The organism is Nocardia sp. NPDC051911, assembly GCF_040681035.1.
In the GTDB taxonomy this organism is placed as follows: domain Bacteria; phylum Actinomycetota; class Actinomycetes; order Mycobacteriales; family Mycobacteriaceae; genus Nocardia; species Nocardia sichangensis.
In genome coordinates this window covers 15,670-37,607 of sequence record NZ_JBFAXY010000025.1, presented here as the reverse complement: position 1 = coordinate 37,607, position 21,938 = coordinate 15,670, and the positions used below count along the sequence as shown (strand labels likewise).

Annotated in this window: 20 protein-coding genes; 16 read left to right on the top strand and 4 right to left on the bottom strand. The window is 65.0% G+C overall.

All coding sequences use genetic code 11. The features are described from left to right. The first annotated feature begins 80 nt into the window (after positions 1-80). Genes AB0L97_RS26985 through AB0L97_RS26965 form a run of 5 tightly spaced genes read left to right on the top strand, consistent with a single transcriptional unit; the run spans position 81 to position 3,870 of the window. Entirely contained in the window at positions 81-1,235 is a 1,155-nt protein-coding gene (locus AB0L97_RS26985) for an aspartyl/asparaginyl beta-hydroxylase domain-containing protein (protein ID WP_364434623.1), read from the top strand. Then, positions 1,232-2,098 carry a nucleotidyltransferase domain-containing protein gene (locus AB0L97_RS26980; RefSeq protein WP_364434620.1) on the top strand — a complete coding sequence of 289 codons (867 nt, stop codon included), beginning with the start codon at positions 1,232-1,234 and terminating at the stop codon, positions 2,096-2,098. Before AB0L97_RS26985 ends, AB0L97_RS26980 begins: the two co-directional genes overlap by 4 nt. Next, positions 2,098-2,667 carry an LOG family protein gene (locus AB0L97_RS26975; RefSeq protein WP_364434617.1) on the top strand — a complete coding sequence of 190 codons (570 nt, stop codon included), beginning with the start codon at positions 2,098-2,100 and terminating at the stop codon, positions 2,665-2,667. Before AB0L97_RS26980 ends, AB0L97_RS26975 begins: the two co-directional genes overlap by 1 nt. Continuing rightward, positions 2,664-3,221 (top strand): orotate phosphoribosyltransferase, encoded by a 558-nt coding sequence (pyrE, locus tag AB0L97_RS26970; protein WP_364434614.1) that lies wholly within the window; start codon positions 2,664-2,666, stop codon positions 3,219-3,221. Before AB0L97_RS26975 ends, pyrE begins: the two co-directional genes overlap by 4 nt. Next, complete coding sequence (locus AB0L97_RS26965; protein ID WP_364434611.1) at positions 3,208-3,870, top strand: HAD-IA family hydrolase; 663 nt, start codon at positions 3,208-3,210, stop codon at positions 3,868-3,870. Before pyrE ends, AB0L97_RS26965 begins: the two co-directional genes overlap by 14 nt. A 15-nt stretch (positions 3,871-3,885) precedes the next feature. Here AB0L97_RS26965 and alaS read toward each other — a convergent pair whose 3' ends face one another. The 3 genes from alaS to AB0L97_RS26950 all read right to left on the bottom strand — a co-directional run bounded on the left by alaS (position 3,886) and on the right by AB0L97_RS26950 (position 7,955). Continuing rightward, on the bottom strand, positions 3,886-6,558 hold the full coding sequence (alaS, locus tag AB0L97_RS26960; protein ID WP_364434608.1) for an alanine--tRNA ligase: 2,673 nt from the start codon (positions 6,556-6,558) through the stop codon (positions 3,886-3,888). 165 nt (positions 6,559-6,723) lie between these two features. Further along, positions 6,724-7,089 (bottom strand): DUF397 domain-containing protein, encoded by a 366-nt coding sequence (locus tag AB0L97_RS26955; protein ID WP_364434606.1) that lies wholly within the window; start codon positions 7,087-7,089, stop codon positions 6,724-6,726. 2 nt (positions 7,090-7,091) lie between these two features. Further along, a complete protein-coding gene (locus tag AB0L97_RS26950; protein WP_364434603.1) occupies positions 7,092-7,955 on the bottom strand; it encodes a helix-turn-helix transcriptional regulator in 864 nt (287 codons plus the stop codon). 176 nt (positions 7,956-8,131) lie between these two features. Here AB0L97_RS26950 and AB0L97_RS26945 point away from each other — a divergent pair, with 176 nt between their 5' ends. The 11 genes from AB0L97_RS26945 (at position 8,132) to AB0L97_RS26895 (ending at position 19,520) form a co-directional block, all read left to right on the top strand. Next, positions 8,132-8,407, top strand: coding sequence for a hypothetical protein (locus AB0L97_RS26945; protein WP_364434600.1), 276 nt, complete (start codon positions 8,132-8,134; stop codon positions 8,405-8,407). A 157-nt stretch (positions 8,408-8,564) separates the two neighbouring features. Next, complete coding sequence (locus tag AB0L97_RS26940) at positions 8,565-9,035, top strand: hypothetical protein (protein WP_364434597.1); 471 nt, start codon at positions 8,565-8,567, stop codon at positions 9,033-9,035. A 3-nt stretch (positions 9,036-9,038) separates the two neighbouring features. Further along, positions 9,039-9,494 (top strand): DUF4254 domain-containing protein, encoded by a 456-nt coding sequence (locus AB0L97_RS26935; protein WP_364434593.1) that lies wholly within the window; start codon positions 9,039-9,041, stop codon positions 9,492-9,494. After that, positions 9,494-9,931 carry a DUF4254 domain-containing protein gene (locus AB0L97_RS26930; RefSeq protein WP_364434590.1) on the top strand — a complete coding sequence of 146 codons (438 nt, stop codon included), beginning with the start codon at positions 9,494-9,496 and terminating at the stop codon, positions 9,929-9,931. The genes AB0L97_RS26935 and AB0L97_RS26930 overlap by 1 nt, the downstream gene beginning before the upstream one ends. A gap of 101 nt (positions 9,932-10,032) precedes the next feature. Next, positions 10,033-11,139, top strand: a complete 1,107-nt coding sequence (locus tag AB0L97_RS26925) for a nucleoside hydrolase (RefSeq protein ID WP_364434587.1) — start codon at positions 10,033-10,035, stop codon at positions 11,137-11,139. Beyond that, on the top strand, positions 11,139-12,041 hold the full coding sequence (locus AB0L97_RS26920) for an SAM-dependent methyltransferase (protein ID WP_364434862.1): 903 nt from the start codon (positions 11,139-11,141) through the stop codon (positions 12,039-12,041). Before AB0L97_RS26925 ends, AB0L97_RS26920 begins: the two co-directional genes overlap by 1 nt. After that, complete coding sequence (locus tag AB0L97_RS26915) at positions 12,038-12,385, top strand: hypothetical protein (RefSeq protein WP_364434584.1); 348 nt, start codon at positions 12,038-12,040, stop codon at positions 12,383-12,385. The genes AB0L97_RS26920 and AB0L97_RS26915 overlap by 4 nt, the downstream gene beginning before the upstream one ends. Positions 12,386-12,559: 174 nt before the next feature. Next, a complete protein-coding gene (locus tag AB0L97_RS26910) occupies positions 12,560-12,781 on the top strand; it encodes a GNAT family N-acetyltransferase (protein ID WP_364434859.1) in 222 nt (73 codons plus the stop codon). Between the two features lie 210 nt (positions 12,782-12,991). Next, on the top strand, positions 12,992-14,983 hold the full coding sequence (locus AB0L97_RS26905) for a class I SAM-dependent DNA methyltransferase (RefSeq protein ID WP_364434581.1): 1,992 nt from the start codon (positions 12,992-12,994) through the stop codon (positions 14,981-14,983). After that, a complete protein-coding gene (locus tag AB0L97_RS26900) occupies positions 14,980-16,284 on the top strand; it encodes a restriction endonuclease subunit S (protein WP_364434578.1) in 1,305 nt (434 codons plus the stop codon). The genes AB0L97_RS26905 and AB0L97_RS26900 overlap by 4 nt, the downstream gene beginning before the upstream one ends. A gap of 2 nt (positions 16,285-16,286) precedes the next feature. Continuing rightward, positions 16,287-19,520, top strand: a complete 3,234-nt coding sequence (locus AB0L97_RS26895) for a type I restriction endonuclease (protein ID WP_364434575.1) — start codon at positions 16,287-16,289, stop codon at positions 19,518-19,520. Between the two features lie 657 nt (positions 19,521-20,177). On the opposite strand, the gene AB0L97_RS26890 is transcribed toward AB0L97_RS26895, so the two are convergent. After that, positions 20,178-21,848: an FAD-dependent oxidoreductase gene (locus AB0L97_RS26890; RefSeq protein ID WP_364434572.1), complete on the bottom strand. Its 1,671-nt coding sequence runs from the start codon at positions 21,846-21,848 to the stop codon at positions 20,178-20,180. Positions 21,849-21,938 lie beyond the last annotated feature (90 nt).

Here is a 21,938-nt window from a genome sequence, read left to right as displayed (position 1 = left end):
AGCCGATCAGGGCTCGGAGTATCGCGGATGGATTACCGTCGCGCACTTGGTCTTCCGTACCTCCGGGCGTGCGGTGCTGTATGCGGTGCACGCCTGCCTGGCCCCGACCCGCCAGCCCGCGTTATGAGCACCACCGCGTTGTCGCCCCGAGCGCGGAGCACTTCCCCAACACCAGCATCCAAAATGCGGTCGCCTTGGCCTGTGCCCTGGTGACGCCGACACGCACCATTCCCCCGTTAGGAGCCCCGCATCATGAAACTGGTTCCCGTTCAGCAGCTTGGTTCTGTTCTCGCCGCTGCCGTCATGCTCACTCTCGCCGCGTGCGGATCACCCCATCCCACCGATACTCGGGGAGTAGGTGGGCGGCAATGATAGCGAAATCCGTGTCTGGGCTCGGCAAACTCGTCGGGCAGATAGCGTGTCTGGATCGAGTCGAGGTGACCACATTGGATCGAATACGTCACGAGGCGTTGACAGTTCCCGACGATCGAGCGTGGGTGGCCGAGTACGGGGAGTTCCAGTCCGGGGGTTGGTCGACGCTATCGCTGATCAACGATTCGGGCGACCCCCGTGATGTGCGAATCACTGATTGTTCTCCGCGAGCGACGACGATGCTCGAGCAGATGCCGGTCACACGAGAGTTTCTGCTTTCGTTGGGATTTTGCTTCATGTGGGCGCGGCTCGCGCGACTGAGCGCGCACTCGTTTCTGTGGGAGCATCGCGACTATCAGGAACTCGACAGCTCGGCCCGGGTGCGGTTGCATGTCCCGCTGGTGACCAACGCTTCGGCTGTCCTGGTCACCGCCGGTGCCCGAGTCCGACTACGCGCCGGGCGGATCTGGCTGTTGAGACCGACTCACGCTCACGGCGCGGGCAATCTGCTCGGCCCCGACCGATACCACCTGCTGCTGGACTGCTACCTCGATGACCGACTCACCGAGGCGGTCGATAATGCGTGGCTGGAGGCCGATGACGCCGAACCCATGCCCTCCGCCACGTCCGAGGAACTGACGCGGCGGTTCGATCAGGCGCTATCGCTGGCCGAGCTGGGTTACCCGTCCACGGCCGAGAAGCACCTGCTGCGGCTGTTCTACGAACGCGCCCTCCCTGAAGGGCAGGTTTACGACCTGATCGCGGAGCTGTACGCCCGGCTGGGCGACACCGAGGCCGCGCAACGGTGGCGAACGAACAAGCGCACGATGCTCGGCGAGGTCGCGCCGGGGGTGCTCGCATGAAGACTCCCGGCCTGCGTACCCTGCTGGAAACAAACCGCCCTGATCAGTTCGCGCTGCTCGAGGCCGCGACCGAACTGTTCACGCGCAGTGACGCGGTGACCGAGCTGCTGGTGCGCGGCTCGCTGGCTCGCGGCACCGCGGACCGCCTCTCGGATGTGGACTTCGTGGTGGCCGTCGAGGACGCGAGGTTCCCGCAGTTCGTCTCAGCGCTGGACCCGCTTATCGGGACCGAACTCGGCGGCATCCTGCCCGGATGGCGTGACACGATCGTAGGCGACATGGGCGGGCTCGGATATGTGTTCCTGCTCGTGCGGGCCGATCACCTCCAGCAGTTGGACCTCTACGCCGTTCCGGCGAGCCGCCTGGCACGAGTGCGCGAACAGTCGCTATGCCAGACGATCTTCACCCGCGACCCCGAGGCCACCCGTACCGTCGATGACGAGACGACGCGGTTCGTCACACGCGCGGTGCACCAACCCCCCGACTGTGAGAACCTGCTGATTGAAGCCCTGGTGATCGGGTATCTGATCCGCAAGCGAGTCACACGCGGGCAGGACTTCGTCGCCTATTCCGAGGGATTCCTGTTCAACACAGCGGTCAAGAACCTGATCAAAACCGCTCTCGCTCCGTCCTCGTCCTACTACGGCTGGTACCAACTGCACGAGGAGATCGGCAGAACTCCGCTCGGGCGCGACTGTCTCGAGCATCTGACCGCGTTGGTGACCGCGCCACCGATCCCCACGCTGGCCTCTGTCACCGAAGGCTTGAATCGAGTGATCGCCGTCGCGGAGAGAGCGGTCCCGGAGATCCTGCAGACCCACCGTGACGCGATCGACGCCTACCGCCGCTACATGGAGCTGTGATGAGCCAAACCAATAGAACTGCCTCGTTTTTCGGTGGCGTAGTGCCGGGCTCGGTCGCCGATCTCGAACTCGCCTACGGCATCGGCGACGCCCTGAGCGCGGCGGGATTCGTGCTCCAGCACGGCGGCTACAACGGGCTGATGGAGGAAGCTGCTCGCGGAGCCGCAGACCGGGGCGGACAGGTGGTCGCGGTTTCCTTGGACGGAATGGAGTGGGGCGAGTTCAACCCCTATATCTCTTCTTCTGTGCATCTGCCGACGATGGGTGAACGGCTGCACCGGTTCCTGGACGGCGCTGATGTGGTGATCGCGATGGGCGGCGGGGTTGGAACCCTGCACGAACTCACCGCCGCGCTGTGGTATGCGGGCAACATCCGCCCGGTACCGGTGTGGCTGTGCGGGCCGACCGCGCTGCGGCTGGCCGCGTTCCTGCGCGCGGAGCGGTGGCTGTTCGAGTCACCGACCCGGCCCTTGTCGTTCCTGTGCGAGATCGCCGATCTGGAGGGATTCACCCGCGCGTTGTCAGCGCTCGACGCGGCTCCGTCTGCGGTCTCGGCTGGTGACCGATGACGGTCTCGGCCGGGCTGGTGGCTCGGATCCGGGAGTCCGCGATGCGCAAGGGCGGTTTCGTGCTCGCCTCCGGTGAGGTCCTCGACGAGTACTTCGATCAATACGCTCTCGCTGCGGCGCCTGAGCTGCTGGCCGAGGTCGCTGCGGCGATGGCGGGCCTGATTCCGACTGATGCCGATGTGATCGCCGGGGTCGCGCTGGGCGGTGTGCCGCTGGCGGTGGCTGTGTCGGCCGTGACGGGCATCCCGGCCGCGTTCGTGCGTCCCGAACCAAAAGCGCACGGCCTACGACGTCAGGTCGAGGGGGAGATCGCGGTCGGTACCCGCGTGGTGGTGATCGATGACGTCGTGCGCACTGGAGGACAGGTCCACCGCGCGGTGGACGCGCTGCACGGCATCGGCGCGCACGTGTCGACCGTGGTGTGCGTCCTGGACCGTCGTCTCGGGGGCGGTATTTTACTGCGCGCCAACGGAATCGAGCTGCGTGGGCTGCTGGACCCGGACGAGCTGGTATGTGTGCCCCGGCGCGGGGAGGTGTCGGATGCGCTCGGGTGAGCGCCGGTATGCGGCCCTTTTCGACCTCGACGGCGTGGTCATCGACGGCCGCGTGGCGACGCTGGCGGCGCTGCGTGCTCTGGCGCAGACGTGGTCGATGAGCACGGTGGAGGAGAGCGTGCTGGGCCAGTGCGCCGCGATGCCCCCGGTGCAGGCCCTGGAGATGTTGGGAGTGCCTGATCCTCGTGAGGTGTATTACCGACACTTCGACGCGGCGCTCTCGGCCGCGGTGAGCGAAGGCGTGCTTGTGTTCGAGGCCGTCGTCGCGGCGATGTCGGCATTGGCCGCCCACGGTGCCGGTATCGGGATCGTCACCGCCCAGGCACGCAGCCGGATCGAGTTCTGGATTCCCCCCGCCGTAGCCGACCTCACCGACGTCCTCGTGGCCTACGAGGACGCGGTCCCCAAGCCGGCGCCCGATGGAGTACTTGCGGCGTGTGCTCGGCTCGCAGTACCGCACGATCGGGCGTTCTTCCTCGGCGACTCCCCGACCGATATCGCGGCCGGACGCGCGGCGGGGGTGTTCACCGTCGGCGCGGGATGGGGATTCACCGGACCGGATGCGTTGCGGGAGGCGGGCGCGGATCTGGTCCTTATCAGCCCGGACGAGGTCGGCCCCGAGGTGCTGTCGCATCTCGGGGCCGACTGAACTGGCTACGGCGGGTCAGGGCGTGGCCTTCTGACCGACTGTCTCGCGCACCAGCCGCAGGGCCTCGCTGGTGGCGAGCGGGTCGGTGCCGCCGCCCTGGGCGATGTCGGGTTTGCCGCCGCCGCCGCCCTTGAGGGCCTTAGAGGCGACGCGCACCAGGTCACCGGCTTTGAGCCCGCGCTCCTGTCCGGCCTGGTTGACGGCTGCGACCACGATGGGCTTGTCGTTGGACAGTGCGGTCAAGACGACCACCGACGCATCGTTGCCGAGATACTTGCGCACGTCGAGGACAACGCTGCGCAGCTCTTCGGTAGTAGCGGGCTCGGACAGGTGTTCGGCGACGACCGCGACACCACCGATCGAGGTGGCTTTGCTCGCGAGATCCTTTGAGAGATTCCGCAGCAGATCGGCCCGGAAGCGGCCGAGCTGCTTCTCGGCGTCGCGGAGCTGCTTGACCAGCGCGGCGACGCGATCACCGATTTCCGGGGTCGGCACATTCAGGATGTCGCTCACCTTGACCGCGAACGCGCGTTCCTTGGCAAGGTACCGGTAGGCATCGATACCGACATAGGCTTCCACCCGACGCAGCCCCGACCCGACCGAGGACTCACCGATCACCGTCAGCGGACCGACCTGCGACGAGTGCCCGACATGGGTACCACCGCACAGCTCTCGCGACCACTGCCCGCCGATCTCGACCACACGGACGTCTTCGTCGTAGGTCTCACCGAACAACGCCAAGGCACCGATCTCGCGGGCCTTCGGCAGCGGCATGTACTCCACGGCCACGGGCAGGTCACGGCGGACGGCGAGGTTGGCTACCTCCTCGATCTCGGTCCGGGTCTCGGGTGAGAGGCCACCGGTCCAGGAGAAGTCCAGGCGCAGGTACCCGGGCTTGTTGTAGGAACCGCTCTGCAAGGCGGTCGGCCCCAGGACCTGCCGCAGGGCCGCGTGCACGATATGGGTTCCCGAGTGGGCCTGGCGGGCACCGAGCCGCCATTCCGGGTCGACCTTGGCCAGCACCGACGCGCCCTCGGCGATCTCCCCGCGTCGGACCTTGACCTGGTGGACCCAGAGCTTGCGGGCGATCTTCTGGACGTCGAGGACCTCGAGGTCGACGCCATCGGCGGTGATCACCCCGGCGTCGCTTTCCTGTCCACCGGCCTCGGCGTAGAGCGGGGTGCGGTCCAGGACGAGTTCGACGATGTCGCCCTCGGCGGCCGAGCGGATGCGTTCGCCGTCGCGGATGAGACCGCGCACAGTGGCCTCGGAGGTGAGTTCGCCATAGCCGGTGAACTCGGTGGGGCCTTGAGCGAGCAGGTCGCGGTAGACCCCGGACTCGCCGTGCCCGCCGGACTTGCGGGCGGCGGCGTCAGCCTTGGCGCGCGCGCGCTGCTGGGTCATCAGCTCCCGGAACCCGGTCTCGTCCACCTTCAGCCCGGCCTCGGCGGCCATCTCAAGAGTGAGGTCGATCGGGAAGCCGTAGGTGTCGTGGAGCTGGAAAGCCTTATCGCCGGGCAGGACTCGGACGTCGGCCTTGCGCAGTTCCGAGGCAGCCAAATCGAAGATCGCGGTACCCGAACGCAGGGTTTGAGTGAAGGCGGCTTCCTCGGCGACAGCGACGCGGTCGATGCGCTTGTGCTCGTCCTTGAGTTCGGGATACATCGGGCTCATCGCCTTGACGGTGCGCGCGACCAGCTCGTGCACGACCGGATCGTCCGACCCAAGGAGTTTCATCATGCGCACAGCTCGGCGAAGGATGCGACGCAGGATGTAGCCGCGTCCCTCGTTGGAGGGGGTGACGCCGTCACCGATGAGCATGACGCTGGTGAGAATGTGATCGGCGACCACACGCAACCGCACATCCTCGGTGACCCCGGCACCGTACTTGGCTCCGCTGAGTTCGGCGGCCAAGTCGAGGATTTGGCGGGTGGTATCGATGTCGAAGATGGTGGGCACATTTTGCAGCAGCAGGGCCATGCGTTCGAGACCGAACCCGGTGTCGATGTTCTTCGACGGCAGGTCCCCGAGGATCGGATACCCCTCCTTGGCGGGGCCTTCGCCTCGGATGTTCTGCATGAACACGAGGTTCCAGATTTCGAGGTAGCGCTCGTCGTTGGCGACCGGCCCGCCTTCTTGGCCGAAGTCGGGTCCGCGGTCGAAGCAGATCTCCGAGCACGGCCCGCACGGGCCGGGCACACCCATCGACCAGAAGTTCTCGGACATGCCCAGGCGCTGGATACGGTCCTTGGGCACCCCGACGTCGCGACGCCAGATCTCCTCGGCTTCGTCGTCATCGAGGTAGACGGTCACCCACAGTTTGTCCTCGGGTAACCCGAGCCCGCCATCACTGATCGAGCTGGTGAGGAACTCCCAGGCGTAGGGGATGGCCTTCTCTTTGAAGTAGTCGCCGAAGGAGAAGTTGCCGAACATCTGGAAGAACGAGCCGTGACGGCTCGTCTGGCCGACCTCTTCGATGTCGACGGTGCGTACGCACTTCTGCAAGCTCGTGGCCCGCTTATACGGGGCGGGCGCCTCGCCGAGGAAGTAGGGCTTGAACGGTGCCATACCCGCGTTGATCAGAAGCAGGGTCGGGTCATCAGCGATCAACGATGCTGACGGTACGACGGTATGGCCTCGCTTCTCGAAGAAGCTGAGGGCGCGGCTCCTGATGTCGGCCGAGTACATAGACGCCTTCCAGACTGGTCGAGGGATGTCGCAGCCGCCCCGAGTAGGCGAGCTGGATCAAGCATCCATCGTAAGGCGACCAGGTTCGACCGGTTTTAGCGCCCTGCGTCCGCCGTAGGAGAGATTGTGCAGGCCCGGCAGACTGATCGACCAACTGTTCGCAGGTCAGGGTGCCGTGAACTCCCCATCAACGATGCCCTTGGCAAATGCGTCCATTTCGTCAGGTGTGAACTCCAGTTCGGCGTCTGGGCTGCTGAAGGTCGCCGCGCCATCTGGGTGAATAGTCACTCGCATAGTCTCACCCACCGCGAAGGAGGACATGCCGACTGTACGGTCACAGACCTCGGCCCACAGGCTGATCGGTATCTCAATCTGAGGCTGTGTCGTGCCGTGGTTGGCTGGGTTTCGGCGGAACTTGGTGTCGCGGACAAGGATGGCGTCGCCATCGATCTTTACCTCAACGCACGCGCCACCGTTGTTGCCGCTGAAGGTGCTCGTTGTCCACTCACTCAGCCGGATATTGGTGGTCATCCTCACTCCATGTTCTTCATCTTCATGATCCGACTCTGAATGGCGCTTGCCGTGTCCTCCGCTGAGAGCGCTCTATCTGAGAGTCGATCCGCGATCAATGCATACAAGTCTACGTCGGAGCGTTCTTGCAGGTAGAGGGCACCGGTGTGGTACTCGATGTAAGCGATCCCGCGAGCCTCAGTGAAGTTCAGCAGGATGAACGGATTCGATAGCCCGTCGTGATTCCCGACCGCTGTAGGGATGACGCGCAGGTCGATGTTCGGCAAGGTCATCAGTTCGAGGACATGCTCGAACTGCTCGATCATCACCGTCGGGCCGCCGAAGGGCCGATCCAGTACCGACTCCTCCACGACCGCGCTGATCTGCAGCGGCTTGTCGTCGTCAGCCACCCGTTGCCGGTCGATACGTGCACGAGCGGTCTGAGCGACATCCTTGGCGGGTATGTGGAGGCTATCGCCAACCACGGCTGTGGCGTAGTCGAGCGTTTGGAGCTGACCGGGAAAGAAGCTGTTGGTGTACTCGAATTGCCGCTGGGCCAGCTTCTCAAGGCCGACGTACAGCTTGAACCAGTCAGGCCAAACGTCATCGTTGCGCGTGGACAGGACGCCGTGGTCGGCGCGGACCGCCAGCGAGACCACCCACTCGACATCTTCAGCGGGTGCGTTGTAGAGCCGCATCAACTGGGCGACATGGTCGGCGCTCTGGGCAGTTTCGCCACTCTCCATGTAGCTCAACTTGCCCGACGTGAAGCCGATGTGCTTCGCGGCAGCTTGCTGCGTGATGCGCGCGCTGGTTCTCGCTGCCTTCAGCGCGCTCCCAACAAGGAATCGCAGGGCCGACGCATCTGATAGCTCGTCGTCGCGCATCCGATCCTTCCGTCCTCGCCGATGCTTCTGCCCAAACTACCGCATCGGATTGACCTGAAATCTAGCGCCAAACTCGTTTTTAAGTTTAAATCTGATTGTGAATTCAAAAGCGGGTTGAACTCTCTTCCCCAGCTCAGAGGCGGTTAGACATGCCGAAAAGAAACAGTGAGCGATCGTTGACCGGCGAGGCTCAGATCGGGCATCAGGCCCGTTGCGTCGGTCAGGGCCAGTGGGTGGTGAGCTTCCTACCTGGCCGGACGCTGTCGAAGAACCAAGCGAGCGCCGCTCTGCGGGTGGCCGAAGAGCTGGACGCCATGCGCGGCTATGCGGCTGCGCTGGGTTTGACGGTGCTCGAACTCGTCGGGTTGGCCATGATGGACAACTCGGCGGAGCGGCTGTGGTCGCTCGGCGACGCCTCGCAGGCCCTCTCACGGCTGGGCCGGGCACAGTGACCGGCGAGCAGGCCGTGACCTCGGCTGCGGCAGTCGCGGCGTTCAGTGCGGGAGCCGCACGAGGCCACGAGGCCGCCGCCTTCGAGTTGGCAGAACTCGATGCCGCTTTGGACGCGGCGGCATGGCGCGTGTTCGAGGTTCGGGCGGTAGTGCGGTGATGTTCGAGAGATGTCACAGTGCACGGGAGGTCGCCGAGGTGTACCGGCGGCGCGGGTTCATCGTGTCGTGCGCGTTCGATCGCGTGTTCCTGGTCGCGTCGCTGGCGTTGGGTGCGGTGGTGATGCCCGCGCCGCTGGGTGGGCGGGTGCGGAAGGCACTGATCGATACGGGCAAGTTCACCTCGGTGCCGGTCCTGACCCATGCCCGCCCGGATCGGGAGTGGGTGTTCCTGGTCGGCCCGGCCTGGGGTGCCGGAATGTCGACGCCGACCGTGGCGAGCCTGGAGACGCACGGGGTGCGAGTCCTCGACGCTCGGCAACGGATCTGGTTACCGATGACCGATCACCCGACCGGCTGGCATTGGATCTCCGAGCCGGTCGACGCCACATCGATCCCGTCGCGCACCACCGTGGCTTGCCGTACCCGCGACCTCCTCGCCCCAACGCGGTCGTCGCGGGCGCGGAGGTGAGTGATGGCCTTCACCCCAGACGACGATGCGAGGGTGCTGCCCTCCGGGGAGTCGCTGCTCTCCGCTATTCGCGGCCATCACGTCGACGCGCACCGGCTGACGAGGTTCGCCGCCGAATTCGGGAGGCTGTATCGGGGCTCCCCGGGGTGGTTGCGGTGCGGCTGCCGTTGCCGCAGTGACGAACTCGTTCTCGCTGTCGATTCGTGGGCGGCCATGCGTCTGCCGGTTCCGCATTCGGGGGCGCGGTTGCACACCGAGACTCTCGGCGCGGTCATCGACCGCCTCGCGCGTAGCCAGGCGCGCGCCTACCACCTGTTGATGACTGTGGATGATGTGGCAGATCCGCAGGTGCACGCGGCCTGGTATCGGCTGGCGGAGCTGGTGGATGGTTACACCGATCTCGCTGACGCGCTGACTCAGCGGTCGGTGCGGTTGCCCGCGCTCGGAGACGGTTGCTGATGAGACCTGCGCTGCCGGGCAAGGACGAACTGCTCATGGCCTGCCGGGGCTTCCCACTGCCCGCCGACGACCCGGTACTGAACGCGGCTGCCGAACTGGCCGTGCTGCATCAGCGGCGTGAACACACAGCATGGGAAGCGCTGGCGGTGATCGACGCGCCCCGTGCCCGGTTGATGGACACCATCGACACCTGGGTACAGGTGGTGATCCCGGAACCGGTCTCGGGTGCACGGGTCCACACCCAGACGATGGGGCAGGTCATCGACCGCCTCGCCCAGTTGACCGCCCACACCTACACCACGCTGGCGGGCGCCTCCGAAGAGGTGTTCTGGCCATCCGCGGAAGTGGTCGATGACCTCGCCATCGCCTACGCCGACCTGGTCGAAGAACTCCTCGCCGGTACCCGCCGCTTACCGATGACCACGACCTCGGTGTAGCGCACCACTCGGCATCTCGCCCGGTCCCCCTTACCTACACGGCTTCGGCTTGAGGTCGCCCACGTAGACACCACCCACCCCTTTCCTGAAGAGAGCACCCCATGCCCGAAACACCTGACCGCCGCCCCACCGCATGGCCGGTGACGACCGCAATCCGGTTCCCGCTGGCCGGTGACCCGCACCGCGCCGTCACCATCCGGCCCTACACGCGACGACAACCCGTACAGCACAACCTGTTTCACCCCGATGAAGGAGAACCGAACATGCCCGACCATGTCCCCTCGACCGACCTGTGGACCACCCAACCCGAACCTGAACCCGAGACCGGTGGCCTCGTGATGCTGTCGACCGATGTCGCCTATGACCCGGACGATTTCGTGGCGTTGGTGCTTGCAGCCCGGCTGGTGCCGCCGAGCCAGCTGGTGGTAGTGACAGCGGATGAGGTCGGCGGTCTGCGCGCGCAGTTCGCGCGCCGCGTGCTGGACTGGCTGGACCGCGGCGAGGTACCCGTCGTCGAAGGTATCGACCTGGGCGGCAAGCGCCGGTTCCTGCCCGATCCCGGCCAGCAGATCCCCGCCTATGTGCGCCCGACATCCGAGGAACGCGAGAACCGTCACCACGCGATGATCGATGTCCTCGCCAACATGATCGCCTCGGCCGAAGGCCCGGTGCGGTGGGTGGGGTGCGGTCCGATGGCCGAGCTGGCCGCGGTGCTCACCGCCGCACCGGAGTACGCCGAGCAAGTGGTCGTCACCCAGATGGGCGGATGGCTCGACCACTACCGCGACCTCGAACGCGCTTCCCACAACTTCCACACCGACATGAGTTCAGCCGGCCTCGCCCTGCGGATACTGCCCCGCCCCAGGTTGGTGCTCTCCGAGCACACCAACCATCCCGCGATCCGGGTGACCAAGGACTGGGCACTCATCGACGCGCTGGACGCCGATTCCGCTCCGGAGTGGGCGCGGTGGCTGTCCACGCATTTCCATCGCTGGTTCGCTGTCAAGGACGGCTCGTGGATGCACGACCCCCTGACCCTGTCGGCCGCCCTCGGCTATCCGTTCGTGAAGTTCACCAGCGAACGGATCCGCATCGGCCACGACGCGCGCCTGTACCGCAACCCGTACGGACGCCCGATGCACGTATCGACAGAGGTGGACTACGAAGCGTTCCGGGACTGGATGCAGTCGGTGGTGACGAACTGGTGATGTGCCCCACCTGCGGTCAGACCACCCAACTGGCCTGTGACCCGGACACGATCCGGGCGCGTGAGCGCGCGGTCAACGCCGAGCTGTCGGGGCCGACACACGCTCGCGTCCTCGATGCTCTGCTGCCCGCCGACCTCGACCGCCCCTACAACCCTGACCGGATATCCGGCAAGGACAACTTCGCCTGCGACCGCGACATGGCCGCCCTGTTGGACCGTCACGCGCCGGGATTCCGGGCCAGCGTCCACGCCGGGCACATGTTCTTGCTGCGCGCGGTAGCGGAACTGGCGCGGGCGGGGGTCTCACAGTTCGCGGTCATCGGGTGCGGATTTCCGCGCAAACGCAACGTGCACACCGTTGCCCGCGAGATCAATCCGGCCGCCCACGTGCTCTACCTCGATGACGGCGCGTTGGTGACAGCACACGGACGCGCCCTCCTCATGGCCGAATCCCGGTTCACACGAGCCGATCCGGGTGACCCGGCCGCGATCCTGGCTGCCATCGGCCACCCGCACGGCCCGACAGGCTGGCTCGACCCCCGCGAGCCGATCGCGCTGGTGTTCGGGTCGCTGGTCCTGGAACAACTCGACGCACCCGGACAGGTAATCGCGGAACTTGTCGCCGCACTGGCCAGCGGGTACGTGGCGGTGACCCACATCTGCACCGACACCGCCACCGACGTCGCCCGGCGCGCAGCCACCGTCTACACCGCCCACAACCTCACACTGCGGCCCCGCACAACCCGCGACGTCACGACCATGCTGACAGGCGTGGAACTGCTCGGCCCCGACCTGACGGTCGCCCAGGACTGGACCCCCGCCCACGCCACCCGCCCCAGCACGGGCGAGACGAGCTGCCGCTGCTGCTGGGCCGCACTCGGAACATGGGGAGCGAGCCGATGACACCCGAGTACCTACCGGAGCGCGACGGCCGTGGCGCGGCCAGGATCGCCCACCGCACCACACTGCCCGCGATCCAGGACAGCAACATCGCCGACACCAATTGCGCGGTCGATCCCAGCGACCTCAGTCCCGACGACGCGATCCGCACCCTCAGCGTCCACCACCACTGCTCATCGCCCTGTCATCCGCGTACGCGGGCGCTGTTGGTACTGGGCACCGAATACAGTGCGGCGTCGACACCCGGCGAGCGTCGGCCCGCGCGTGCACTGGACGAACTGGACCAACGGCTGGCCGAACTGATCCGCGAATACCTACGCCAAGTCGCCGAACGCGCCGACCGGTAACCGCAGCCCCAACAGAACGAGCCCGGACGGCATCGCCGTCAGGGCTCGTCTCTCACGAAGCGCTGGCGCGCGCGCCCGCCTTCCATCGAGCGGCGGTCCACCACGTATCGCAAATGCCTTTCTCAACTTCAGCGGCGAGCGGCTTACCGCTGGCGGGACATCTAGGACGCCTGGATCCATCCGAACCATCGGCAGCGAGGCATCACCCGCACCTTGCTGCACAGCGTGCACGCTCAAGCCGAAACATGGTTGTGCAAACGGATATACCTCACATCCGAACAGGAAGACCAAGTGGCACAATCTACTTGGACCAGGGGTCGGTTATGTCAATGTCCCCGGCGACCACGAGATCAACGGCGTTTCGGTCTTCACCGACTACAAAGGGCCAGGTCGTAGCCGCCGCGCGGTCTAAAATTCAGCTTGGGCTGAATGCCATCAGGTCAGCAGGTCGCGGGCCCTGCTCCGACAGGTTCGCTTCCTTCGGGCTGGGGGCGAGCCGAATAGCACCAATGGCCGGTGGTCACCGGTAGGGTGCGGTAATGCGTCGGCGGCCTTCACCGATAGAGCCGCGACGGCCCCCTCAGTCCATGACCGGAAGTAGCGACCTTGAGCGTCCTCAGTAGTTTCGTGTGGAGTGTCGCCGACACACTGCGAGGCCCCTATCAAGAAGCCGAGTACGGCTCGGTGATCCTGCCGTTCACGGTGCTACGTCGCCTGGAGTGCGTGATGGAGCCGCACCGGGAGATGATGGCCGAGATCGTCAAGTCCTACTCAGGTGAGCAGCAGCGCCGCACCCACCTGAAGATCAAGACGAGGACTGCCGACAACGCTGGTCTGAGCTTCTGGACGACCAGTGACTACACGCTGGAACGCGCACTGCAGGACCCGGAGAACCTTGCGGAGAACTTGATCGACTATGTCGCCGGGTTCTCCTCGAACCTGGACGTGTTCAAATCGTTCGACTTTGAGAACGTACTACGCACGCTCGACTCCCGTGAGCGTCTCTCGCAGGTCGCCAACCACTTCGCTGGCATCGACCTGTCCCCTCAGAGCGTCTCCAATGCCGACATGGGCGACCTGTTCGAGAACTTGATCTACCGGTTCGCGGAGTCGGCCAACGACGGTGCCGGGCAGTTCTACACGCCGCGCGACGTGGTGCGGCTGCTGGTCGACCTCGTCTACGCCGAGGACACCGAGGCGCTGCGCGACCGCGGACAAGTACGTTCGATCTATGACCCGACTGTTGGCACCGGTGGCATGTTGACGGTGGCTGACGAGCACCTACATGACCTGAATTCCAGCGCCACAACGGCCCTGTTCGGTCAGGAGGTCAACCCACGTACCTACGCGATTTGCAAGGCGGATCTGCTGATCAAAGGTCAGGACCCGACGAACGTGCGTCAGGGCGACACTCTCGTCGTCGACCGGTTCAAAGACCGGAAGTTCGACTACGTGCTGTCCAATCCGCCGTTCGGCACCGACTGGAAGGCAGTCGCCTCGGATGTCAACAAGGAGCACGAACGCGGCGGACAGGGCCGGTTCGCCCCTGGGCTGCCGGGTACGGGCGACGCCGCGATGCTGTTCCTGCTTCATGTCGCCTCGAAGATGCGCGACGTCGACGACACAGGCCGCGGGGGCAGGGCGGGCATCGTCCTCAACGGCTCCCCGCTGTTCAACGGTGGCGCGGGATCGGGGCCGTCGGCGATCCGCGGCTACATGCTTGAGAACGACCTGGTCGAGGCGATCGTTGCCCTACCCAACGACATGTTCTACAACACCGGCATCGCAACCTACCTGTGGATCCTGTCGAACGCTAAGCCAACCGACCGCAAGGGCGTCGTGCAACTCATCGACGCCACGGGGCTGGGCAGCAAGCTGCCCAAGTCGATCGGTTCTAAGCGTGTCGAGATCGCCGAGAAGGACCGCGAAGCGATCGTGCAGACCTTCGCCTCCCGTGAACTCTCCGCCACCTCGAAGGTCTTCGAGAAGCGCGACTTCGCGTACTGGACGATCACCGTCGAGCGCCCGCTACGGCTCAACTTCGAGTGCACCGCCGAGCGGATCAGTGACGTCGCCGAGCACAAGACACTCGGCAACGTCAGCGGCTTGGTCGAGGCGCTCGGATTGTTCGGCGAGCGGCTGTACTTGAACCGCGAGGAGTTCCTCCGCGACCTCGGCAAACACCTCGGTGACAAGGGCGTCCGGCTGACCGCGGCCGAGCGCAAGGCACTGTGGCAGGCGATTGGTCGGCACGACGACGCCGCCGACATCTGTTGCGTGCAGTCGGGCAAGAACAAAGGCCAGATCGAGCCTGATCCCGCGCTGCGTGACACGGAGGACATCCCGTTCGGTTGGGGCGGTTACCCCAAGACCCACGACGCCGCCGAGAAGACGATCGACGCGTACTTCGAGGCAGAAGTCAAGCCGCACGTCTTTGACGCCTGGGTCGACAAGACGAAGACGAAGACCGGATACGAGATCCCGTTCACACGGCACTTCTACGAGTACGTACCCCCGAGGCCGCTGGAGCAAATCGACGCCGACCTCAACCGGGTCGTCGGCGAGATCCTGGAGATGCTCAAGGAGGTCGAGTCGTGACGACCGTCGTTGAGCACCCGGCCGTCACTGAACGAATCAGCATGTGGCTCGGCTCGTTGCCCACGGGATGGACCGGTGCGCGCCTCTTCGAGGTTGCCGACGCGTGGACAAGCAACGTTGATAAGCACTCCGTCGATGGGGAACCTGCGGTTCGGCTCGCCAACTATGTAGACGTCTACCACAACGATTCAATCGTGGGGTCTTTGAACTTCATGTCGGCGACCGCCACACGCGAACAGATCAAGCGGTTTCGTATTCGCCTCGGGGATACCTTGATCACCAAAGACTCCGAGACAGCTGACGACATCGGGATTCCTGCGTTCGTGGAGTACGAGGCCGACGATCTGATCTGTGGTTACCACCTCGCAATCGTGCGGCCAGCTCCCGAGAAGGTCGTGCCAAAGTTCCTGTACTGGGCACTGCGATCCGCGCCCATCGCACGACAGTGGGAAGTGCTCGCCTCGGGGGTGACTCGAGTAGGTATCCGAAGCACTGACCTCGACAAGGTCACAATCCCGCGACCCCCGCTCAACGAACAGCGGGCCATCGCCGACTTCTTGGACCACGAGACGGCACAGATCGACACCCTGGTCGCTAAGCAGGAGGAGTTCGTTGCGCTCCTTCGGGAGCGGCGCTTGAGCCAGACCGCTGACGTTTTGGCGGCGCTCGGTGAGCCTGACACTCAGTTGCGCAGAGTCGCTCGCATCCAGACAGGTGTCACATTGTCCGGCGATGGCAATCCAAGCTTCCCGTTGTGGCCTTATCTTCGTGTCGCCAACGTGCAGATGGGGCATGTAGACCTCACGGAGGTGAAGGAGATCCATCTGTCGGCGAGGGAAGCGGCCGCATCGATGCTCCGTCCTGGCGACGTCCTCATGACTGAGGGTGGTGATATCGACAAGCTGGGCCGCGGCACAGTCTGGGACGGCCGCATAAGTCCGATGATTCACCAGAATCATGTGTTTGCCGTTCGCGCGGACCCTGCCATGCTCGTCCCCGAGTATCTGGCGAGGTTGCTCGACTCGCCAACCGCGCGTGAGTACTTCTATCGAACCGCGAAGAAGACAACCAACCTCGCCTCGACTAACAAGACTATCGTAGGCCGGCTACCGATGCGGGTGCCGTCGATCCGCGAGCAGCATGCGGCCGTGGACGACCTTGACGAGCAGACCGCGCGCATCGACGCTCTCATCGCCAGGGCCCAGGAACACATCTCGCTGGCCAAGGAACGCCGTGCCGCGCTGATCACGGCAGCGGTGACCGGTCAGTTCGACGTACACACCGCGCGGAAGGCGAGCTGACAGTGGCAACGGCAGATCAGACGCGCGAGAAGGCGTTCGAGACCGAGATCGCCAAGTATCTGTCCGATCACGGCTGGGAGTACAGTCCGACTGACGAGGGCTACGACGTAGCGCGGGCGCTGTTGCCCGAGGACGTGCACTGGTGGCTCAGCACGACACAGGCTGAGGAGTACGAGAAGGCCGTCAAAGTCGGCACGCCGACCGAGCAGGCAGACAAGGACGCGCTGCTCGATGCCCTAGTGACGCGCCTCGACACCCCGATGACCTCGGGCGGTGGCACATTGAATGTGTTGCGACGGAAGTTCTCGCACACCCGAGGCCAGACCGCGCACTTGCGTATGTGCCAGTTCGCTCCGGCGACGACGCTGAATCCAACAGTGACTAAGGCGTACAACGCCGTGCGACTGCGTGTGGTGCGTCAGGTGCACTTCTCCCCGAAGCGCGGCGACAACCGCTCGATCGACTTGGTGTTCTTCGTCAACGGGTTGCCGACGGCGACGCTTGAGCTCAAGTCGTTCTTCAAGCAAGAGTGGCGCACCGCGGTCAAACAATACAAGAAGGACCGCGACCCGAAGGGGCAGCCGCTGCTCGGATTCGGCAGCCGGGCGCTCGTGCACTTCGCCGTCGACGACGACGAGGTCTGGATGACCACCAAGCTCGCCGGTGAGAAAACCTACTTCCTGCCGTTCAACCGGGGCCACGAGAACGGGGCGAAGGGCAATCCCGCGAACCCCAACGGCACGGCGACGTCCTACCTGTGGGAACAGGTGCTGGAGCGACACAACTGGCTCGCCATCCTCGGCTCCCAGATGTTCCTGCGCGAGGAGACCGACGAGGACCCGGTCACCGGCAGGATTAAGCGGTCCAAGACGCTGATGTTCCCCCGATACCACCAGTGGCGGGCGGTGCGGAAGCTCGTCGAGGCCGTGCGAGAAGAAGGCCCCGGCCGCCGGTACCTGATCGAACACTCCGCCGGGTCGGGCAAAACGAATACCATCGCGTGGTCCGCGCACCGGCTCGCGCGTCTGCACGACGCGGAGAACACGAAGGTGTTCGACAAGGTGCTGATCATCTCCGATCGCAAAGTTTTGGACAGGCAGCTCCAGGATGCCGTGGACCAGGTCGACGACAGCTCGGGTTCCGTTGAGGTAATCGACTCCGCTGCGGTACGGCGCTCCGGCGGTTCGAAGGCCAGGGCTTTGTTGAACGCACTCACCGGGCCGACGCTGATCGTCGTCGTGACGATCCAAACGTTCCCTTATGTCAAGGGTCTGCTGGAGACGACGTTAGGCGACAAGAACTTCGCGGTGATCGTCGACGAGGCCCATACGTCCCAGTCGGGCAAGACTGCCGCCGACCTGAAGAAGGTCCTCACCGAGGGAGGTGAGCAGATGGCCGAGGACGAGACTGTCGACACCCAGGATGTCGTCAACGAACTGCTGTCGGCCGACGACGAACGCGAGCAGCGGATCAGCGCGGAGACCGCGGCTCGTGCCGGAGCGAAGAACGTGTCTTTCCTGGCTTTCACCGCCACCCCCAAGCACAAGACGAAGACGTTGTTCGGACGTCCCGGCGAGGACGGAAAGCCGGTCTCGTTCGACGTCTACACGATGCGGCAGGCGATCGAGGAGGGGTTCATTCTCGACGTGCTGCGTGGTTACCAGACCTACAAGACCGCATTCGAGATCGAGCAGCGCGGCAGGGACGGTGTCGTCTGCACGATCACCAGCGATGATGACGGGCAAGGAGATAGTCTCGTGGACCCGAAGATCGCCACTCGGGCGATCATGCGGTTCAAGCACCTGCACCCGTCCAATATCGGCCAGAAGGTCGAGATCATCGTCGAGCACTTCCGCGCCAACGTAGCGCATCTGCTCGATGGTCAGGCCAAGGCGATGGTCGTCACCGACTCGCGCCAGGCTGCGGTGCGGTACAAGGTCGAGACCGACAAATACATCCGCACCAAAGGCTATGGGATCAAGACGATTGTGGCCTACTCCGGTGATATCACCGACGCCGAGTACGGTCTGGAGAAGGCGACCGAGGCGAGTATGAACCCGGGTCTCGGCGCTGATCTAGCTCGGGAGTTCAAGCGCCCGGACTATCGGCTGATGTTGGTAGCGGAGAAGTTCCAGACCGGCTTCGACCAGCCGCTGCTGTGCGCGATGTACGTCGACAAGATGTTGCCAGACGTGCACGCCGTGCAGACCCTGTCCCGGCTTAACCGCACCTACCGCGCTCCCTCGGGCGAGCAGAAGGACAAGACCTTCGTCCTGGACTTCGTCAACGACCCCGACGGAATCCAGGAAGCGTTCCTGCAGTACTACACCGAGGCCCGCGTCGAGACACAGACGGATCCGAACCAGGTCCACCGGTTGGCGACGAAGCTAGCCCAGGAACGCATCTACACCCCGGGCGACGTCGAGCGGTACGCGGAGGCTTGGTGGGGCACGGGGGGCTTACAGTCACACTCGGCGCTAACTGCTGCGATCACACCGGCGCGCGACGAGTTCATGGGCCGTTGGACCGAGGCGACGGAGGCTCACGACAGCGAGGCGCTCAACAGACTTCGGGAGTTTCGCAAGGACTGTGGCTCCTACGTGCGCCTGTATGACTTCATGTCGCAGGTGGTCGACTACGGCACCACCGACCTGGAGAAGCTTGCCGAGTTCCTGCGGCAGCTGGTGCGGCTGCTAGCTGTCGATGACCCGAAGGCTGACGTGGACCTGTCTGGGGTCGTGTTGAAGAAGATCCGCCAGATCGACCAGGGCAAGGCCGAGATCGGCCTGTCCGGGGACCAGGAGGCGCCGGGATTGAAGGGGATCACAGGTGTCGGGTCCGGCGTGAGTCGTGACGACCCGCAGCAGGTCCTGCTCTCGGAGGTGATCGAGAAGATCAACGACCTCTTCGGCGGGGAGTTCGCCGACCCGCAGATCGGCGGCTTTGTCACCGCCGCGGCCGGGATGGCCGAGGAGGACCCGCGCATCGCGGAGCAGATCGATAACAACGCTCAAGACCAGTTCTTGATCTCCCCGGACCTGCGCGAGACGCTCACTGACGCTGCTGTGCTCAACGAAGGTGCGTTCGGAAAGCTGACCCAGGCACTGACCGGCGAGAGTGAGCGCGCCGACGAGTTCATCAGGCTGATCGGTGCATACCTGTATCAGTCGCGACGCGCTCGCACGGACACTGAGGAGGCGGCGGAAAACGCTGACGTCGACCCTGGAGGCCACTGAAGCGCCGTGCTGACCTGCTACAGCCTGAACAGTCACGGCCGACGACTGGACCTTCTGGGCCTAGGACCGTGCGTTCGGAGTCGTACAGCTCCCCACGGCCATAGCCGCAACCAGTGGTGGCGGTCGGTCAACAATGCCGCGCGGGCGGTTGCTGGCCTGCGGTCCCTGATTGTCATTCATTCCGCCATTTAATGGCTGACGTCAGCCAACGCTACCCACACGCGCCAACATCAATGATGAATATCACATAGTGTGCCAGATGCCGGTTCGACATCGGCACAGCTCAGATACCGCATGAACCAACGACACCCGACATCGCCAACGCTTGACAATGACACCAACCGCAAGCTAATTCGATGCGAGTACATGGAGTTACCCATGTACTTGCGAAATCAGTAGGCTGCTCCGCGTCTCCGCCTCTTCAGGCCGTACTGGTCAGGGGCTCGGCAGTTGCGTTCAGGGCTTGCGTGGGTGCCGCTCGGGTTTTGGACGTACCCGACGAGCTATCCATGTGCCTGCGAAATCAGTCGGCCGGTTCTCGCAGAAGATCCACCTGGTCGGCGTCCTCGTTGGATCCAGCCGATGCTTGGGCCACGTCGGGACCTGGGGATCGGAGCCGGTCGGGTCGCGGGGTGATCCGACCGGCGTCCTGGGTCGTCAGCCGCGGGCGGCTTTGAGCAGGTCTTCGCGGGTGGTGAACTTGACCCGCGGGCGGCCCGCGGACTTGCCCGCGGACTTTTCCGCCTGGTCGATCGCTCGCCAGCCCGCCCGGTCCACCAAGTCGGCCTGGCGCTCGGCGAGCAGCGCCTTCAGCGCGGCGCGGTCGGCCTGCGGCGCTGCGAGTTTGCCCGCGGTGAAATCGGCGAGCAGCAGCTCCACCGTCTCCTCGGAGTCGGTTCGGTTGGAACCGATGACGCCGCGTGGTCCCCGCTTGATCCATCCGCTGACGTACACGCCGCTCAGCAGCGTCCCGTCGTCGCCGACGACCCGGCCGTGCTCGTTCGGCACGACGCCGCGCCGCTCGTCGAACGGCAGCTCGCCGATCCGCTCGCCGCGGTAGCCGATCGAGCGCAGCACCAGCGAAGTCTCGATGCTCTCGGTGCGGTCGGTCGGGCGCGCCACGAGCTGACCGTTGTCGTCGAACAACTCGTTGTGCACGATCTCGATGGACTCCACCCGATCGGTGCCGGTCAGCGCGGTGGGCGAGGTCAGATAGCGGAAGACGATCCGCTTGTTGCCCTCGGCCCTGCGCCCGCCCGCGTACTCCTTGGCCAGGGTGTACTTCAAGGCCAGCGACGGCTCCACCTGCGGGTCGTCCACGAGCGCCTGGCTGGCGTGGTCGAGTTCCAGGTCGGCCTCCTCCACGACGACGTCGACGCCCTTCAGATGCGCGAGCGCGAGGAACTCCGGCGAGGTGTAGGCCGCCTGGAGCGGGCCGCGCCTGCCGAGCACGACGACCTCACGGATATTGCTCTGTCGCAGGGCATCCAGCGCGTGATCGGCGATGTCGGTCTTGGCGAGTTCGTCCGGATCGACGGTCAGCACGCGCGCCACGTCCAAGGCGACGTTGCCGTTGCCGACGATCACCGCGCGCTCACCGGACAGATCGAAGGTCCGGTCGGCGTAGTCGGGATGGCCGTTGTACCAGGCGACGAACTCGGTGGCGGAGTGGCTGCCCGGCAGGTCCTCGCCCGGGACGCCCATCTTGCGATCGCTCGAGGCGCCGACCGCGTAGATCACGGCGTGGTGGTGGCGCAGCAGTTCCTCGTGCGAGATGTGCGTGCCCACTTCGACGTTCAGGTAGTACTGCAGGGTCTCGCGGCGGAACGCGGACTCGAACATGCCCGAGACCGTCTTGGTGCCCGGATGGTCGGGCGCGACGCCCGCACGCACCAGACCCCACGGGGTGGGCAGCCGGTCGAACATCTCGACTTCCACGTCGGCCCTGCGCAACAGTTCGTCCGCCGCGTAGCAGGCCGCGGGCCCGGCGCCGACGATCGCGACGCGCAGGGTGCCCAGCTCCTTCGGCGGACGCGAGGGCGTGACGATCGGATCGAAGTTGGATTCCAGCGGATGCCGTTGGAAATAGGCGGCATTGATGTCGCGGAATCGCGCCAGCGAAGCGGTCAGGTCGTCCTCGGAGAAGATGGCCTCCACCGGGCACGCGTCGACACAGGCGCCGCAGTCGATACAGGTGTCGGGATCGATGTAGAGCATCTCGGTCGTCGCGAACTCCGGCTGGTCCGGAGTGGGACGGATGCAGTCGACCGGGCACTCGGAGACGCAGCTGGCGTCGTTGCAACAACGCTGCGTGATTACGTAGGCCATATTGTGCTGATCCTCGAAGAAGTACGTGGGCTGTGGCCACCCAGGGGTTGTGGTGGACAGATGAGCGGCGTCCGTCACGTCCGCCGCGAG